Annotated in this window: 12 protein-coding genes and 1 tRNA gene; 11 read left to right on the plus strand and 2 right to left on the minus strand. The window is 66.5% G+C overall.

Features of this window, described 5'->3' with window-relative positions:
* The first annotated feature begins 61 nt into the window (after window positions 1-61).
* The 6 genes from trpB to pyk all read left to right on the plus strand — a co-directional run bounded on the left by trpB (window position 62) and on the right by pyk (window position 11,493).
* Entirely contained in the window at window positions 62-1,399 is a 1,338-nt protein-coding gene (gene trpB, locus LDO13_RS07490; RefSeq protein WP_224049365.1) for a tryptophan synthase subunit beta, read from the plus strand.
* Window positions 1,396-2,229 (plus strand): tryptophan synthase subunit alpha, encoded by an 834-nt coding sequence (trpA, locus tag LDO13_RS07495; protein ID WP_224049366.1) that lies wholly within the window; start codon window positions 1,396-1,398, stop codon window positions 2,227-2,229. Before trpB ends, trpA begins: the two co-directional genes overlap by 4 nt.
* A gap of 5 nt (window positions 2,230-2,234) precedes the next feature.
* Window positions 2,235-3,596, plus strand: a complete 1,362-nt coding sequence (gene lgt, locus LDO13_RS07500) for a prolipoprotein diacylglyceryl transferase (protein WP_224049367.1) — start codon at window positions 2,235-2,237, stop codon at window positions 3,594-3,596.
* Between the two features lie 263 nt (window positions 3,597-3,859).
* On the plus strand, window positions 3,860-8,470 hold the full coding sequence (gene gltB / locus LDO13_RS07505) for a glutamate synthase large subunit (protein ID WP_224049368.1): 4,611 nt from the start codon (window positions 3,860-3,862) through the stop codon (window positions 8,468-8,470).
* A complete protein-coding gene (locus tag LDO13_RS07510) occupies window positions 8,463-9,920 on the plus strand; it encodes a glutamate synthase subunit beta (RefSeq protein ID WP_224049369.1) in 1,458 nt (485 codons plus the stop codon). Before gltB ends, LDO13_RS07510 begins: the two co-directional genes overlap by 8 nt.
* Before the next feature lie 73 nt (window positions 9,921-9,993).
* On the plus strand, window positions 9,994-11,493 hold the full coding sequence (gene pyk, locus LDO13_RS07515) for a pyruvate kinase (RefSeq protein ID WP_224049370.1): 1,500 nt from the start codon (window positions 9,994-9,996) through the stop codon (window positions 11,491-11,493).
* Window positions 11,494-11,580: 87 nt separating this feature from the next.
* On the opposite strand, the gene LDO13_RS07520 is transcribed toward pyk, so the two are convergent.
* Window positions 11,581-12,021, minus strand: coding sequence for a DUF302 domain-containing protein (locus LDO13_RS07520; protein ID WP_224049371.1), 441 nt, complete (start codon window positions 12,019-12,021; stop codon window positions 11,581-11,583).
* A gap of 101 nt (window positions 12,022-12,122) precedes the next feature.
* Between LDO13_RS07520 and LDO13_RS07525 the strand changes: the two genes are divergently transcribed.
* Window positions 12,123-12,533, plus strand: coding sequence for a DUF202 domain-containing protein (locus tag LDO13_RS07525; RefSeq protein ID WP_224049372.1), 411 nt, complete (start codon window positions 12,123-12,125; stop codon window positions 12,531-12,533).
* Window positions 12,533-12,838 (plus strand): DUF202 domain-containing protein, encoded by a 306-nt coding sequence (locus LDO13_RS07530; RefSeq protein ID WP_224049373.1) that lies wholly within the window; start codon window positions 12,533-12,535, stop codon window positions 12,836-12,838. Before LDO13_RS07525 ends, LDO13_RS07530 begins: the two co-directional genes overlap by 1 nt.
* Window positions 12,839-12,978: 140 nt before the next feature.
* On the opposite strand, the gene LDO13_RS07535 is transcribed toward LDO13_RS07530, so the two are convergent.
* The gene (locus tag LDO13_RS07535) at window positions 12,979-13,584 is read right to left on the minus strand and encodes a response regulator (protein WP_024368455.1); all 606 of its coding nucleotides are present in this window, start codon (window positions 13,582-13,584) and stop codon (window positions 12,979-12,981) included.
* 204 nt (window positions 13,585-13,788) lie between these two features.
* On the opposite strand from LDO13_RS07535, the gene LDO13_RS07540 reads away from it, so the two are divergent.
* The 3 genes from LDO13_RS07540 to LDO13_RS07550 all read left to right on the plus strand — a co-directional run bounded on the left by LDO13_RS07540 (window position 13,789) and on the right by LDO13_RS07550 (window position 17,013).
* A tRNA-Leu gene (locus LDO13_RS07540) sits at window positions 13,789-13,870 on the plus strand.
* Between the two features lie 670 nt (window positions 13,871-14,540).
* A complete protein-coding gene (locus tag LDO13_RS07545; RefSeq protein WP_224049374.1) occupies window positions 14,541-16,238 on the plus strand; it encodes a multicopper oxidase domain-containing protein in 1,698 nt (565 codons plus the stop codon).
* A 1-nt stretch (window position 16,239) separates the two neighbouring features.
* Window positions 16,240-17,013, plus strand: a complete 774-nt coding sequence (locus tag LDO13_RS07550) for a hypothetical protein (protein WP_224049375.1) — start codon at window positions 16,240-16,242, stop codon at window positions 17,011-17,013.
* Window positions 17,014-17,066 lie beyond the last annotated feature (53 nt).

Genomic DNA, 17,066 nt, shown 5'->3' on the forward strand with positions numbered 1-17,066 from the left:
CCGCAGCACCTCCGTGTGGCACCAAAGATCTAGTTAGCAGTGGAACAGGATGGTGAGACTGATGGTCGATGCGCCAGCAGCCGGCTCAGATGAAAGCGCCGTGGACGCGTTCCTGCAGGGTGGAGAATCCCTGCGGCACGCCCCCGGCCCCTACTTCGGCTCGTACGGCGGCCGATGGATGCCCGAGTCACTCATCGCAGCCCTGGATGAGCTCGAGGACACCTTCGAGAAGGCCAAGGCAGACCCTGAGTTCACGGCGCAGATCGCGGAGCTGAACAAGAACTACTCCGGCCGGCCCTCGCTGCTGACCGAGGCCAAGCGCTTCGCCGAGCACGCCGGGGGCGTGCGGATCTTCCTCAAGCGCGAAGACCTCAACCACACCGGATCGCACAAGATCAACAACGTGCTGGGCCAGGCACTCCTTGCCAAGCGCATGGGCAAAACCCGCGTCATCGCCGAAACCGGCGCCGGGCAGCACGGCGTCGCCAGCGCCACCGCCGCCGCCCTGATGGGCCTGGAATGCGTTGTCTACATGGGAGCCGAAGATTGCCGCCGGCAGGCACTCAACGTGGCCCGGATGGAGCTCCTCGGAGCCACCGTCATCCCCGTGACCAACGGATCCCAGACCCTCAAGGACGCCATCAACGAGGCGCTCCGCGACTGGGTCGCCAACGTGGACAACACGCACTACCTGCTGGGCACCGCCGCCGGGGCGCACCCCTTCCCGGCCATGGTCCGCTACTTCCACGAAGTCATCGGCGAGGAGGCCCGCGCCCAGATCCTTGAGCAGACCGGCCGCCTGCCCGACGCCGTCTGCGCCTGCATCGGCGGCGGCTCCAACGCCATCGGCATCTTCCACGGCTTCCTGGACGATCCCTCGGTCAAGATCTACGGCTTCGAGGCCGGCGGCGAGGGCGTCGAGACCGGCCGCCACGCCGCCACCATCACGCTCGGCAAGCCCGGCGTGCTGCACGGCGCCCGCTCCTACCTGATGCAGGACGACGACGGCCAGACCATCGAATCGCACTCCATCTCGGCGGGCCTGGACTACCCCGGCGTCGGCCCGGAACACTCCTACCTCGCCGACATCGGACGCGTCAGCTACGAGCCCATCACGGACAGCGAGGCCATGGACGCGTTCCGGCTCCTCTGCCGCACCGAGGGCATCATCCCCGCCATCGAATCCGCCCACGCCCTGGCCGGCGCCATCAAGGTCGGCCAGCGGCTCGCCGCGGACGCGGCCGCAGGCAACTCAACAGGCGATGCGTCAGAAAAGATCGTGGTGGTTAACCTCTCCGGCCGCGGCGACAAGGACGTGGCCACCGCCGCTGAATGGTTCGACCTGCTGGACAAGGATTCACCCGAGCACGAAATCGCCAAAGAGGGGGAGCAGCTGTGAACCACGTCGAACCGAACGCCGGAGGCAACCTGGCCGCCGGCAGCAAATCGGCAGCGGCCATTGACCGGGCCAAGGCGCAGGGCCGCGCGGCCCTGATCGGCTACCTGCCCGCCGGCTACCCCACCGTGGAGGACTCCATCGCGGCCGGCATCGCCCTCGCGGAGAACGGTGCCGACCTGATTGAGATCGGCATCCCGTACTCGGATCCGGTCATGGACGGCCATGTCATCCAGGCGGCCACCACCGAGGCCCTCGCCAAGGGCTTCCACGTCAAGCAGGTCTTCGACGTAGTCCGCGGCATCACGAGCAAGACCGACGCCGCCGTGCTGGTCATGACCTACTGGAACCCCGTGGTCCGGATGGGCGTGGACGAATTTTCCCGCCAGCTGGCCGACGCCGGGGGAGCAGGGCTCATCACCCCGGACCTGATCCCCGACGAAGCCTCCGAATGGATGGCGGCCTCGGACAAGTACGGCCTGGACCGGGTGTTTCTGGTGGCGCCGTCGTCCTCGCCGGAGCGCATGAAGCGCACCGTCGAGGCGAGCCGCGGCTTTGTCTACGCTGTCTCGATCATGGGCGTCACCGGCGCCCGCGCCTCGGTCAGCACCGCGGCCAGGGACGTTGTGGCCGCCGCTCACGCCGCCGGCGCCGACCGCGTCTGCGTCGGCCTCGGCGTGTCCAACGCGGACCAGGTCCGCGAAATCGCCGCCTACGCGGACGGCGTGATTGTCGGGACCGCCCTCGTCGTGGCCATCCGCGACGGCGGCGTGGATGCGGTAGCGTCCTTGACGAAAGACCTCAGCACCGGCCTTACCAGGGAAGAAGCTTAAATCACATGCAGTCAGTCCTCCACGCGGCAGCGATGATCCCCGCGAGCATTCCGAGCCCGGACTGGTCCGGATTCGACATCCCGCTGCCGTGGGGGTCACTGCGCATCCACGCCTACGCGCTGTGCATCCTGCTCGGCATCGTTGCGGGCCTGTGGCTCACCTCGGTCCGCTGGGCCAAGCGCGGGGCGCCCGAGGGCAGCGTCTGGGACATCGCCATCTGGGCCATCCCCTTCGGCATCATCGGCGGCCGGCTGTACCACGTGGTGTCCTCCCCGGACGCTTACTTCGGCCCAGGCTTCGACGGCACCGGCGACCTGTCCCTGATCCCGCAGCTCCAGCGTGGCGGACTGGGCATCTGGGGCGCCGTGCTGCTGGGCGCCGTGGGCGCCTGGATCGGCTGCCGCAAGGCGGGCGTCAAGCTCAGCGCCTTCCTCGACGCCGCGGCGCCCGGACTGCTGCTGGCCCAGGCGATCGGCCGCTGGGGCAACTACTTCAACCAGGAGCTCTTCGGCGGCCCCACCACCCTGCCCTGGGGACTGCAGATCGACGCCGACAACCCGAACTTCCCGCCGGGCATGGCCGCGGACACGCTCTTCCACCCGACGTTCCTCTACGAGTCGCTCTGGAACCTGGCCGGCGTCGGGATCCTGCTGCTGCTGGACCGCAGGTTCAGCTTCCGCCGCGGCCGCCTGTTCTGCCTCTATGCGGTCTACTACACGCTGGGCCGGGTCTGGATCGAAGCGATGCGGATTGACGACGCCGAGCAGATCAACCTCTTCGGCATCACCACCAGGCTGAACGTGTGGACCAGCATCTTCGTCCTGCTGGGCGCGCTGGCCGCGTTCATCATCCTCGGCCTGCGCAAGCGCACCGAACCCGACACTGTGTACCTGCCGGGCCGCGAACCGTCCGAGGTTGGGCCTGCCGCTGATGCTGAGGCCGACGCCAACTCCGACGCCGACCCCGACGCCGACACAGCCGCGCATGCTGAAAAAGAAACCGACGCAGACGCCGATGTGAAGCCGGCCGCCGCCGTCGACCGTGACGCATCAGGTGACACAGATGACGAGGCCGAAACGGCCCGCGCCGACGCAGGGGAGGACGCGGCCATCAAGCAGCCGGCCACCGTTCCGGCCGCTGCTTCTGCCCACAGCGGCGCTGTCCAGCATGCGGATTCTGCTGTCTCAGATAGTGAGTCGCGTGATAATCTCCCTGATAACCAAAGCGGTCCCGGCCGCGCTTCCGCCCCAGCTGAAGCGTCAAAGGAATCCACTGGCGGCACCAAGCCCGCCACGGGAGCACCGGCGGCCGGAGTCCCCGGCCACCCGGGAGCCGGAACCGCGCCGGAAGCTGAGGGCACCAAGTAGCTCAGCCCCGGCAAACCGGGCCGCGGAGTCACCCCTCGCAGCGCCCGATTCCACAACGTCGTGGCAGCAGGGAAGGCGGCGGACAGCAGACAGAAGGTGTTCGCGCAAGCCCAGGCCGGCGGCCGCGTAACTGTTAGTGCAGGAAGCGGCCCTGACCTACAATTCGAATAAGAAAACTCTTTGTTGTGCCCGTCACACCGGCGCACCGATTCGGGCCAATGTTGTCCCTCCCATACGCACGATCAGGAGGAAGGACGTCTCCCATGACCCAAACCCTGCACAGCCCCAGTTGGTCCGAGCCTCAGCAGCCCGCCATGTCACCTTTCAAGCGCTTCTCGGCGCTTCCCGAAGCTGCCGGGCTCTACAACCCGGAGCAGGAGAAGGACGCCTGCGGCCTCGCCATCATTGCCACGCTGAGGGGGGAACCGGGTTACGACATCGTTGACGCCGCCCTGACAGCCCTGCGCAACCTCGAGCACCGCGGCGCCGTGGGCGCCGACGAGGGTACCGGCGACGGGGCCGGACTGCTCATGCAGATCCCGGACGAATTCTTCCGCGCCGTCACCGACTTCGAACTTCCCGCCGCCGGACAGTTCGTGGTGGGCACGGCCTTCCTCCCGTCCGAGCAGCGCGAATCCGACGCCGCCAAGGCCGGCATCGAAGGCCTCGCCGCCGACGAGGGCCTGACCGTCCTTGGCTGGCGCGAAGTGCCGATCGTGGCCGGCCTGGTCGGGGCGATGGCCCGGGCCTGCATGCCGTACTTCTCCCAGCCGTTCTTTGCCTCCAGCACCGGGGAAGTGCTGGAGCGCAACGAACTCGACTCCCGCGCCTGGCGGATCCGGAAGCGGGCGCAGAACAAGTTCGGCGTGTACTTCCCGTCGCTTTCCTGCCGGACCATCGTCTACAAGGGCATGCTCACCACGGCCCAGCTGGAGCCGTTCTACCCGGACCTCTCGGACAAGCGCTTCAAGACCAAGCTCGCGATCGTCCACTCGCGCTTCTCCACCAACACGTTCCCGTCCTGGCCGCTGGCCCAGCCTTTCCGGACCATCGCCCACAACGGCGAAATTAACACGGTCAAGGGAAACCGCAACTGGATGCGTGCCCGCCAGTCACAGCTCGCCAACCCGCTGCTGGGGGACTCGCCGGAAGAGCTGTACCCGATCTGCACGCCCGGTGCCTCCGACTCGGCCTCCTTCGACGAGGTCGCGGAACTGCTCTGGCTTTCCGGCCGGCCGATCACGCACTCGATCATGATGATGATCCCCGAGGCCTGGGAAAACCACGCCACGATGGATCCCGCCCGCCGCGCCTTCTACGAGTACCACTCGCTGCTCATGGAACCGTGGGACGGCCCCGCCGCCGTGTCCTTCACCGATGGCAGCCTGGTCGGCGCAACCCTGGACCGCAACGGCCTGCGGCCCGGCCGGTACTGGATCACCGAGGACGGCCTGGTCGTTTTCGCCTCCGAAGTCGGTGTGATCGACGTCGAACCCTCCAAGGTGGTCAAGAAGGGCCGCGTCTCGCCCGGCAAGATGTTCCTCGTGGACACCGACGCCGGCCGGATCATCGACGACGCCGAGGTCAAGGCCGAGGTGGCGGCAGCGAACCCCTGGGCTGAGTGGCTCAAGGACAACCTGATCGACCTCAAGGACCTGCCCGAGCGCGAGCACGTTGTGCACACCGCCGCCTCAGTCAACATCCGCCAGCGCACCTTCGGCTACACCACCGAGGAACTGAAGATCCTGCTCGGCCCGATGGCTCGCACCGGCGCCGAACCGCTCGGGGCCATGGGGTCTGACACTCCGGTGGCTGTCCTCTCTAAGCGCCCGCGGCTGCTCTTCGACTACTTCGTGCAGTCCTTCGCGCAGGTCACCAACCCGCCGCTGGACGCCATCCGCGAGGAACTCGTCACGTCGCTGACCTGCGCGATCGGCCCCAACGGCAACCTGCTGGACACCAAGCAGGTCCGCCAGCCGCAGGTTTCGCTGCCGTTCCCCGTGATCAACAACGACCAGCTCGCCAAGATCGCGAACATCGAGAACGCCGACGGTGACAAAGTCGCCATGAAGGTCCGCGGCCTCTACCGCCCCGAGGGCGGCGAGAACGCCCTCCGCGCCCGGCTCACCGAAATCTGCGAGCAGGTTTCCGGCGCCATCAACCGCGGCGTCCAGTACGTCGTCCTCTCGGACCGTGACTCGAACGCCCAGTGGGCGCCGATCCCGTCCCTGCTCCTCGTCAGCGCCGTGCACCACCACCTGCTGCGCAGCGCCAACCGCACCAAGACAGCCCTGGTGGTCGAGGCCGGCGACGTCCGCGAAACGCACCACGTGGCCGTGCTGATCGGCTACGGCGCCTCCGCCGTGAACCCGTACCTGGCCATGGAATCCGTGGAGCAGCTCATCTCCACCGGCGATGTCCTCGGGGTCACCCCGCAGGACGGCGTCTACAACCTGATCAAGGGCCTCGGCAAGGGCGTCCTAAAGATCATGTCCAAGATGGGCATCTCCACCGTGGCCTCCTACACGGGAGCCCAGACCTTCGAAGCCCTCGGCCTCGGCCAGGACCTCGTGGACGAGTACTTCTCCGGCACGCACTCCCAGCTCGGCGGCGTCGGCCTCGACGTCATCGCGGCCGAGGTCGCGGCGCGCCACCGGATGGCGTACCCCGAGAACGGCATCGAGCAGCCGCACCAGGCCCTGATGGGCGGCGGCGAGTACCAGTGGCGCCGCGACGGCGAGCCGCACCTGTTCAACCCGGAGACCGTGTTCCGGCTGCAGCACGCCACGCGTGAGCGCCGCTACGACATCTTCAAGGCCTACACCCGAGGCGTGGACGACCAGTCCGAGAACCTCATGACCCTTCGCGGTCTCCTGAAGTTCAAGGCCGGGCTGCGCCCCGCGGTCCCGCTCGAGGAAGTCGAGTCCGTCTCCAGCATCGTGAAGCGGTTCTCCACCGGCGCGATGAGCTACGGCTCCATCTCCCAGGAGGCCCACGAAACCCTCGCGATCGCCATGAACCGGCTGGGCGGCAAGTCCAACACCGGTGAAGGCGGCGAGGACGTGGACCGCCTGCTGGATCCGACCCGCCGCTCGGCGGTCAAGCAGATCGCGTCCGGCCGCTTCGGCGTGACCAGCCTGTACCTGACCAACGCCGACGACATCCAGATCAAGATGGCGCAGGGCGCCAAGCCCGGCGAGGGCGGCCAGCTGATGGCGCAGAAGGTCTACCCCTGGGTGGCCCGGACGCGGCACTCGACGCCCGGCGTGGGGCTCATCTCCCCGCCGCCGCACCACGACATCTACTCGATCGAGGACCTCGCCCAGCTGATCTATGACGCGAAGCGGGCCAACCCCTCGGCCCGGGTGCACGTCAAGCTGGTCTCCGAGGTCGGGATCGGCACGGTGGCCGCCGGCGTCACGAAGGCCAAGGCCGACGTCGTCCTCGTTTCCGGGCACGACGGCGGTACCGGCGCCTCGCCGCTGAACTCGCTCAAGCATGCCGGTGTGCCGTGGGAGCTCGGCCTCGCGGAGACGCAGCAGACCCTTATGCTCAACGGCCTGCGCGACCGTGTGGTGGTGCAGGTGGACGGCCAGCTCAAGACCGGCCGCGACGTCGTGATCGCCGCGCTGCTCGGCGGCGAGGAGTTCGGTTTCGCCACCGCCCCGCTGGTGGTCTCCGGCTGCATCATGATGCGCGTCTGCCACCTCGACACCTGCCCGGTGGGCGTTGCGACGCAGAACCCGGAGCTGCGCTCCCGCTTCAACGGCAAGCCCGAATTCGTGGTCAACTTCTTTGAATTCCTCGCCGAGGAAGTCCGCGAGATCCTGGCCGAGCTGGGTCTCCGGAGCATCGAGGAAGCGATCGGCCACGCCGAAATGCTCGACACCCGTGAGGCGATCAACCACTGGAAGGCCGAAGGGCTGGACCTGGACCCGATCCTGCACGGACTCGAGTTCGACGACGACGCACCGCTGCGCAACCTCACCGGCCAGAACCACGAGCTGGACAAGCACTTCGACCAGCGCCTGATCGGCATGGCCGCGGAAGCCCTGAGCGACCGCAGCCCGGTCAAGATCGCCGTCGACGTCATCAACACGGACCGCTCCGTCGGCACCATGCTCGGCCACGTGGTCACCAAGACATTCAGCACGGACGTGCTGGCGACGGACACCATCGACATCACGCTGACCGGCACCGCCGGCCAGTCGCTCGGTGCGTTCCTGCCGGCCGGCATCACGCTGCGGATGTTCGGTGACTCCAACGACTACGTCGGCAAGGGACTCTCCGGCGGGCGCATCATCGTCCGGCCGGACCGCACGAACGTCTTCCCGGCGGAACGCAACGTGATCGCCGGCAACGTGATCGGCTACGGCGCCACGAGCGGCGAGATGTTCCTGCGCGGCCAGGTCGGCGAACGCTTCCTGGTCCGCAACTCCGGCGCCACCGCGGTGGTCGAAGGAATCGGCGACCACGGCTGCGAGTACATGACCGGCGGCCAGACGCTCATCATCGGGCGCACCGGCCGCAACTTCGGTGCCGGCATGTCCGGCGGCACGGCCTACGTGCTGGACCTGCAGACCGAACGCGTCAACAAGCAGGCCCTCGAAGCCGGTGAGCTGCAGCTGCGCGAACTGGACGCCGAGGACCGTGACATTGTCCATGGACTGCTGGTGAAGCATTCCGAGGAGACCGAGTCGCTGCTCGCGGCCCGGCTGCTCGAAAACTTCGACGACACCGCAGCCCGCATCACCAAGGTGCTGCCGCGCGACTACGCGGCCGTACTGCAAACCCGTCTTGACGCCATCGAAGAGGGCCTTGACCCCGACGGCGAAGAAGTTTGGTCTCGAATCCTGGAGGTGACCGGTGGCTGATCCACGCGGATTTCTGAAAGTACGTCAGCGCGAAACCCAGCCCCGCCGTCCCGTTCCGGTCCGCATCATGGACTGGAAGGAAGTCTATGAGGCCCAGGAAAAGGGAGTCCTCAAGGCCCAGGCCGGCCGCTGCATGGACTGCGGCGTGCCGTTCTGCCACCAGGGCTGCCCGCTGGGCAACCTCATTCCGGAGTGGAATGACCTGGTCTGGCGGGACAAGGGCGAGGAAGCGATGGAGCGGCTGCACGCCACCAACAACTTCCCCGAGTTCACGGGCCGGCTCTGCCCGGCGCCCTGCGAGGCCTCCTGCGTGCTGGGCATCAACCAGCCCGCCGTGACCATCAAGCAGGTCGAGGTCTCGATCGTGGACCAGGCGTTCGAGAACGGCTGGGTCAACCCGCTGCCGCCGGCCCGCCTCAGCGGCAAGACGGTCGCCGTCGTCGGCTCAGGCCCCGCCGGGCTCGCCGTCGCACAGCAGCTGACCCGCGTGGGCCACACTGTCGCCGTCTACGAACGCGACGACAAGATCGGCGGGCTCCTGCGCTACGGGATCCCCGATTTCAAGATGGAAAAAGAGCAGGTCGACCGCCGGCTGGAGCAGATGAAGGCCGAAGGCACCCGCTTCCGGACCGGCGTCGCCGTCGGCACCGACGTGACGTGGGAGCAGCTGCGCCGCCGGTACGACGCCGTCGTGGTGGCCACCGGCGCCACCGTCCCGCGGGACCTGCCGATCCCGGGCCGCGAGCTCGAGGGCGTGCACTTCGCGATGGACTACCTTGTCCCGGCCAACCGGGTGGTGGCGGGGGAGACGGTGGAGAACCAGATCAACGCCGCCGGCAAGCACGTCGTCATCCTTGGCGGCGGCGACACCGGCGCGGACTGCCTCGGCACCGCGCACCGGCACCAGGCCGCGTCGGTCACCACCCTGGCGATCGGCAAGCAGCCGCCGGCGGAGCGCGCCAGCCACCAGCCGTGGCCGACGTTCCCCACGCTGTTCGAAGTTGCCAGCGCGCACGAGGAAGGCGGCGAACGCACCTACCTCGCCTCCACCGTGGAGTTCGTTGGCGAGAACGGCAAGCTCACGGGCGTGAAGGTGGCCGAGACGGAATTCGTCGACGGCAAGCGCCTCCCGAAGGCCGGCACCGAGCGGATCATCGCCGCGGACTTGGTCTTCCTGTCCCTGGGCTTCACCGGCCCGGAGCCTGCCGGGATCACCGAGCAGGTCAGCGCCGAGTTCGACGGCCGCGGCAACGTGGCCCGCGACGGGTACTACATGACCAACACGGAAGGCATCTTCGTCGCCGGAGACGCCGGCCGCGGGCAGTCGCTGATCGTCTGGGCCATCGCCGAGGGGCGCGCGTGCGCCGCCGCGGTGGACAAATTCCTCATGGGCAGCACCATCCTTCCGGCTCCCGTGGCGCCGACCGACCGGGCCATGGCCGTCCTGTAGGCCGCATCCAACGGTCTCCGGCCGTTCATCCTGAAACAACTTCATCAATGCAATCGACTACTAGGGTAGGTATATGAGACGCGCTAAAATCGTGGCCACGTTCGGACCGGCAATCGCAAGCTTCGAGAACACTCTCGCGGTGCTGGAAGCCGGCGTCGACGTGGCCCGCATGAACATGAGCCACGGGGACTACTCCGTGCACGACTCCACGTACGAGAACGTCCGCAAGGCAGCAGGACAGCTCGGTAAGCCCGTCGCTGTCATGGCCGACCTGCAGGGGCCGAAGATCCGCCTCGGCCGGTTCGTGGACGGACCGCACCTCCTGGCCGTCGGTGACACGTTCACCATCACCACGGAGGACGTCCCGGGCACCAAGGACATCTGCTCCACGACGCTCAAGAGCCTCACCGAAGACGTCAACCCCGGCGACGCGCTGCTGATCGACGACGGCAAGGTCGCGCTCCGCGCGATCGACGTCGACGACGTCAAGGTGGTCGCCCAGGTCATTGTTGGCGGCTACGTGTCGAACAACAAGGGCATCAACCTGCCCGGCGTTGCGGTCAACGTTCCGGCGCTGAGCGAAAAGGACGAGGACGATCTGCGGTGGGCCATGCGCCGCGGCGTGGACATGGTGGCCCTCTCCTTCGTCCGGGACGCCTCGGACATCAAGCGCGTGCACGAGATCATGGACGAGGAGGGCCGCCGCGTCCCGGTGATCGCCAAGATCGAAAAGCCGCAGGCCGTCGAGCAGCTGCCCGAGATCATTGACGCCTTCGACGCCATCATGGTGGCCCGTGGCGACCTCGGCGTGGAACTTCCCCTCGAGGAAGTGCCGATCGTACAGAAGCGTGCCATCGAACTGGCCCGCCGCTGGGCCAAGCCGGTCATCGTGGCAACCCAGGTGCTCGAGTCCATGATCGACAACCCGCGCCCGACCCGCGCCGAGGCCTCCGACTGCGCCAACGCCGTCCTCGACGGCGCCGACGCGGTCATGCTCTCGGGCGAGACCAGCGTGGGCAAGTTCCCGATCGAGACCGTCAAGACCATGGCCCGGATCATCGAATCCACCGAGGTCCACGGCCTGGAGCGCGTCCCCCCGCTGGGCACCAAGCCCAAGACCCGCGGCGGCGCCATCACCCGTGCCGCCGTCGAAATCGCCGACCAGCTGGATGCGAAGTACATCTGTACCTTCACCCAGTCCGGCGACTCGGCACGCCGTCTGTCGCGGCTGCGTCCGATCCGCCCTGTCTTTGCCTTCACGCCGGTGGAGCAGGTCTGGAACCAGCTGGCTCTGACCTGGGGCATCATGCCGGTGCTGGTTCCGATGGTGAACCACACCGATGCGATGACCGCGCAGGTCGACCGCAGCCTGCTGAGCCTCGATGTCGTGGAGGACGGCGACATGGTGGTCATCGCCGCCGGTTCGCCTCCCGGAAAGGCCGGCTCCACGAACATGCTGAAGGTCCACAAGGTCGGCGACCTGGCCGACGCCGGCAGCACCGGCGAAGCCGAGGTCGCCAAGGACAAGCTCGGCCCCTGGCCGGAAAAGAAGAAGAAGAGCACTAAGGCTTAGCGGCTCAGTTTCAGACAAAAAGGGAGGGCCCCCGCCACGTTCACACGCGGCGGGGACCCTCCCTTTTGGTCTTTTGAATGCGGCCGGCTATGCCCGGGGCGTGACACCAGCCGCTGCCCCGGATGCGGCGAGGCCGGCAAGGGCTTTACGGAGCCGGGCGTCGGCGTCGTTGGCCACGTCCTGGACGGCAGGGTTGTCGCTGAGCTGGACCATCGTCTGGGGGTCGATGGCGTCGATGGTCGTGACGGCGGCGTCCTTGCCGCGGCGGACTACAACGTTGCAGGGCAGCAGCGCGCCGAGTTCAGGTTCGGCTGCGAGGGCGCGGCTGGCCAAGGCCGGGTTGCAGGCGCCGAGGATGACGTAGTCGCCGATGGCGGCGGCGGCCTCGGTGCCGAGTTTGGCCTCAAAGGTGGCGCGGACGTTGATTTCGGACAGGATGCCGAAGCCTTGTTCGGCCAGGGCATCGCGGGTCCGCTGTACTGACTCTTCCCAGGAAAGCGGCAGAGTCGCGGTGTGGGTGTAGCGCATGTGGGGCTCCTTTCGATACCCCAGTGTATACCCCCGGGGGTGTTTGCCTACCCCGGGTCGTATCTGCAATGCTCGAAGGGTCCTTGGTGGTCCGGTTGTAGATGGCGCCGGGCCCTTTAGTTCCCCTTCAACCAGAAAGCGCCGTGACTGACGCGACAAGACGATTCCCGGCAGCGCTGTTTTCGCAGGGATCAGATCCGGACGCCCGGTTCAGCCTCGCCAACGAGCGCACCTTCCTGGCTTGGATTCGGACCTCACTGGCGCTGCTTGCCAGCGGCGTCGCCTTGGAGGCTCTCGGACTGAATCTTCAGGATGGGCTGCGCCTTTCAGCCTCCATTGTCCTCATCGTCGCCGGGATTGCGGCCCCTGTACAGGCCTGGTTTGGCTGGATGCAGATCGAACGCGCACTGCGCCTCGACAGGCCGCTGCCGGCCGCCCGTCTTACGTTCCCCATCGGGGCCGCCGTTTCGGTGGCAGGGGTCCTGGTCTTCCTTGGGATTGTCCTCGCCTGATGTCAGAGGGTACTGCGGGCGAATCCGGCCGGGGAGGCCGTCCGTTCGACGCCGGACTGCAGCCTAAACGCACCGCGCTGGCCTGGCGCCGGACGGCACTGGCGGTAGCCGTCGCATGCCTGGCGGCGCTGCGCATCCTGCCGGAAGTTTTGGGCTCGTGGGCCCTCCTTCCGGCCGCGCTGGGGGCATGCGTTTCCTTTGTGGCCCTTGTGCTCACGCACCGGCGTTATCGCCGCATCCACACGATACTCACGTCATCCGGGACTGACAGGGTGGCGCTCGGCGGGGAGTCCTGCCCGCCTTGATCGCCGGGGCCACCTTGGGCGGAGGAGTGCTTTCGCTTGTTGCCGCGCTGGGGCTCAGCGAGTACCTGGCGCACTAGCGTTAAACAACCGGATCCGGGAGGCTGCCGGTGCAGCCTCCCGGATCCGGGTAAGAGTGTGAACTAGTTGACCTGGTTGATGATGGTCTCGGCGACCTCGCGCATGCTCAGGCGGCGGTCCATCGAGGTCTTCTGGATCCAGCGGAACGCCTCCGGCTCCGTCAGGCCCATCTTGGTCGTGAGCAGGCTCTTGGCGCGCTCCACGAGCTTGCGGGTGGCGAACTGCTCCTGCAGGTCGGTCACTTCGCTTTCGAGGGCCTTGATTTCCTCGTGGCGGGAGAGGGCGATTTCCAGGGCGGGGATGAGGTCCGCGGGGGTGAAGGGTTTGACCACGTAGGCCATGGCGCCGGCGTCGCGGGCTCGCTCGACGAGTTCCTTCTGGCTGAACGCGGTCAGCAGGACAACGGGGGCGATCCGGGCCTTGACGATCTTCTCGGCCGCGGAGATACCGTCCATGACAGGCATTTTGACGTCCATCAGGACCAGGTCCGGCTTCAGTTCTTCAGCGAGCTGCACGGCCTTCTCGCCGTTGTCCGCTTCGCCGACGACGTCGTAGCCTTCGCCCCGCAGGATCTCGATGATGTCGAGGCGGATGAGGGTCTCGTCCTCGGCGACGACCACGCGGCGCGCCGGCTTGGACGTGGGGTTTGACTCCGTCTGTTCTGACACGGGAACTCCTTGGAAAGGTACGGCGGGAACAGGACCATCTTAGGTTCTGTCCGCTGTGTACTTGGACCGGTTATGTTCGATGCGGCGTCACTGGCGCGATTCTGGAATTCAGCCTATCTGCATGTAGAGTAATTTCGCGCACTGGAAGCGATCGCGTTGCTCACAGCACTGTGGTTGAGTGATTGTTACACTGGTGTACTCCGCGCCCGAGTGGCGGAATTGGCAGACGCGCCGCACTCAAAATGCGGTATCGAAAGGTGTGTGGGTTCGAGTCCCACCTCGGGCACGTGTTTTCCCTGTTCAGGGGCTTGTGGGTCTCTGAGTGTGCACAAACTGTTCACGGATGGCCCCTTTGGGGGCCTTTTTTGTTGGTCTCCGTTGCTGTGGCCGGACGGCTCCTTCTCGTGGCGTGGACAGCGGTGTTGCTGCGTACTCCTTCATGGCCGGAGGCGCTTGGAACCGCATGACTTTCAGAGGCCTGGGGCAAACCCCCCGTGGTCATCAAAGTCGACGGCTTCCACTACGGTTCCCTGGGTGGAGGAGGCCCAGGCCCGTGGACTGAAGAAGTCCCCCCGAACTACCGAGCAGGCTTGTGGGTACTTGATGCCGCGGGCGCTCCGGGATGCCGCCGACGGCTTCGAGAGTTCCGCGGTTGTGGCGTGGATAGCGTCTGGAGGATGGATTACTAGGAACATCTTGCGGGCCCTTGCTTGCGTCCCGATCATGCGGATGGCCGGAGCCGTAGTGCCTCCGGACCGGACTTCACGTCGGGTCTTGTGCTCGATCCAGCCTTTTCACAAGTTGTGCGAGGCACTATTTGAGGAGGATTGAGCAAGCCATGACCTGACGTGGAAGGAGGAAGCGGCCGGCATGCCTCAGGGCGGCTTGATCTCCGGCATTGGGTGCCCATGCGGCTGTCCGCATCGGCATGCATCGCTCACCATTAAGGAGGGGTCATGACAACTCGCAGGGAAGTTCTAAAGCTTGGCGGAACCATAGGGGCATTCAGCCTCGTGGGAATGAAGGGGGCCCCGCTCACTGTTCCCCCACCCACCACGCCCCCCATCACGACGAGCCAGCTGGCGCCTCAAAACACGCCGGTACCGTATGCAGGTGTCTTCCGGCGGCCGCCCGTGCTGGAGCCGTTCGAAACTGGCTTCGACGACGGGGACCGCAGCCGCCCGTATGCCAAGTACGCGCTGACACAGAAGCTTGGACAAGCCCAGTTCGTGCCGGGCCTCACGACTACTCTCGCCGGGTACAACGGCATCTTCCCCGGCCCAACTATCCGGGCCATCCAGGGGACCCGGACGGAGGTGCGGATCCGCAATGACTTTCCGGCGCTGGGTCTGCTGCATCCGATGGCCTTCCAAACCGTCACCCACCTCCACGGCTCGGCATCGCTTCCGCAGTACGACGGCTACGCCAACGACACCACCCCGCCTGGATACGTCAAGAACTACCACTACCCCAACGCGCAAACCGGGCGGACGCTCTGGTACCACGACCACAAGCACCACATAACGGCCCAGAACGTCTACTCCGGGCTGGCCGGCTTCTACCCGCTGTCCGACAAGTTCGAGCGTGACCAGCTGCCGCAGGGCGAGTTCGATGTGCCGCTGATGATCTCCGATGCCCTGTTCAATGCCGATGGCTCGTTCGGCTACAACGACAACGACCACGACGGACTGTGGGGCGACATCATCATGGTCAACGGCGTGCCGTGGCCAACCATGAAGGTGAAGCCGCGCATCTACCGTTTCCGGGTCCTGGTGGCTTCGATTACCCGTTCCTACCGCCCCACGCTTTCCACGGGCGAGCCGGTCTACATTGTCGGCACCGACGGCGGCATGGTTCCGAAGGTCCAGGCGGTGCAGTCATGGAGGCAGGGCACTGCCGAGCGCTATGAGATTCTTATCGACTTCCGGAAGTACAAGGTGGGGCAAAAGATTCAGCTGCGAAACCTCAGCAACAAGAACAACGAAGATTTTGCCAATACGGACAAAATTATGCAGTTCGAGGTTGTGCGCAACTCCGGCTCGGGGAAAGGGACAATCTCCTCGATTCCCAAGACGCTCGACGACGGCGGCTCGCCGAATGCGGCCCGTGGTGGACTGCCGGTCATGAGCCTGACACCGGACCTGGTGGTTGCAAAGAGGGAGCTGAGGGTGGAACGTGAGAACGGAGAATGGGTCGTCAGCGGCGTTACCTGGGCCGATGTGGAAAATTCAGGATTTACGAAGCTGTTCGGCAATCCCCAGGCTTTTGACGTCGAGCAGTGGACCATCACCAACGCTTCCGGCGGCTGGTTCCATCCGGTGCACATCCATTTGATTGACGCTAAGATCATCGGCCGGAACACCAACGGCGGGCAACCGTTCGCGTGGGAGACGGGGCCCAAGGATGTCTTCTATACCGGGGAGAACGAGTCCGTCACGTTGCTCACGCAGTTCGACACCGGAGCCCACACGGGCGGGCGCTACATGGTGCACTGCCACAACCTTGTGCATGAGGACCACGACATGATGGTCCAGTTCTCCGTGGGCGACCTCCGGAACAACGATCCGATCACCTCGGACCCGTCCGTCCCGGACCCCCTGCCCGCCAACTCCTTCGTCCCGAAATACCAGCCGGGATTTCCGGCGGGTACCTGAGATGAAGGCCGCTGCTGTTGCCGTCTCGGTGGTGCTGGCCTCGTCCCTTGTGACCGGCTGCACGGCCGGAGTGCCCGGTCCACGTCCTTCCGACCCGTCCGACGCGGTCCTGACGTCCGGGGAGGGTTCCGGGCTGGGGAACGCCCGGCCCCAGGTGAGCTACGACGGGCTCATGGTCCGCCGGCGCATTGCGGTGGCCGTCCACCCGGCCGCGGACGCGGACCTGGACAAGCTCCGCACGGCGCTCTCCTCCGCTGCGGGCAGCCTTGGCCTGGCTGTGTCGCCGATATCACCGGACGTCTTGGGAGCCCGTGTGCTGCAGCACACCGTGCCGGAGCTAATTGTTGCCTTGCCCGGTGATGCCACCACAGCCGATGGCGGTGAACTGGTGGACCTTGCATTCGGCCAGGATCAGGCCTTTCAGGGGCTGGACCACGTGCATGTTGCCCAAGTGCTGGTGCACGACCTCCGGTTCACCGTCAGTACGGCGACCCCGGAGGCCCTGGCCGAGGCCATCGCACTGGAAGGCATCCTCGCTGATGCGCTTGGCAACTATGACACCCGGACCGGCGATGGCGAACTCGAACTTGGCTACACCGGCCCGCTGCTGAGCGACAAGACGGTAGAGGCTGTCCGACGCGGGATCGCCCGCGCCGCAGGGAACTCCGCCGACGACGTCAAAGTGGCTCCTCGGTCGGAAGCCGGAACGGGTGTGGACATGGCAAAGGAGCCGGCGGAGGCCGCCGCTGCCGAAGAACCCGCGCACGGCCATTGATCCGGACGGAACCACTGCACGCTAAATAGAGACCTGGATAGCGACGACGGGCC

Source organism: Arthrobacter sp. NicSoilB4 (assembly GCF_019977335.1).
Lineage (GTDB): Bacteria > Actinomycetota > Actinomycetes > Actinomycetales > Micrococcaceae > Arthrobacter.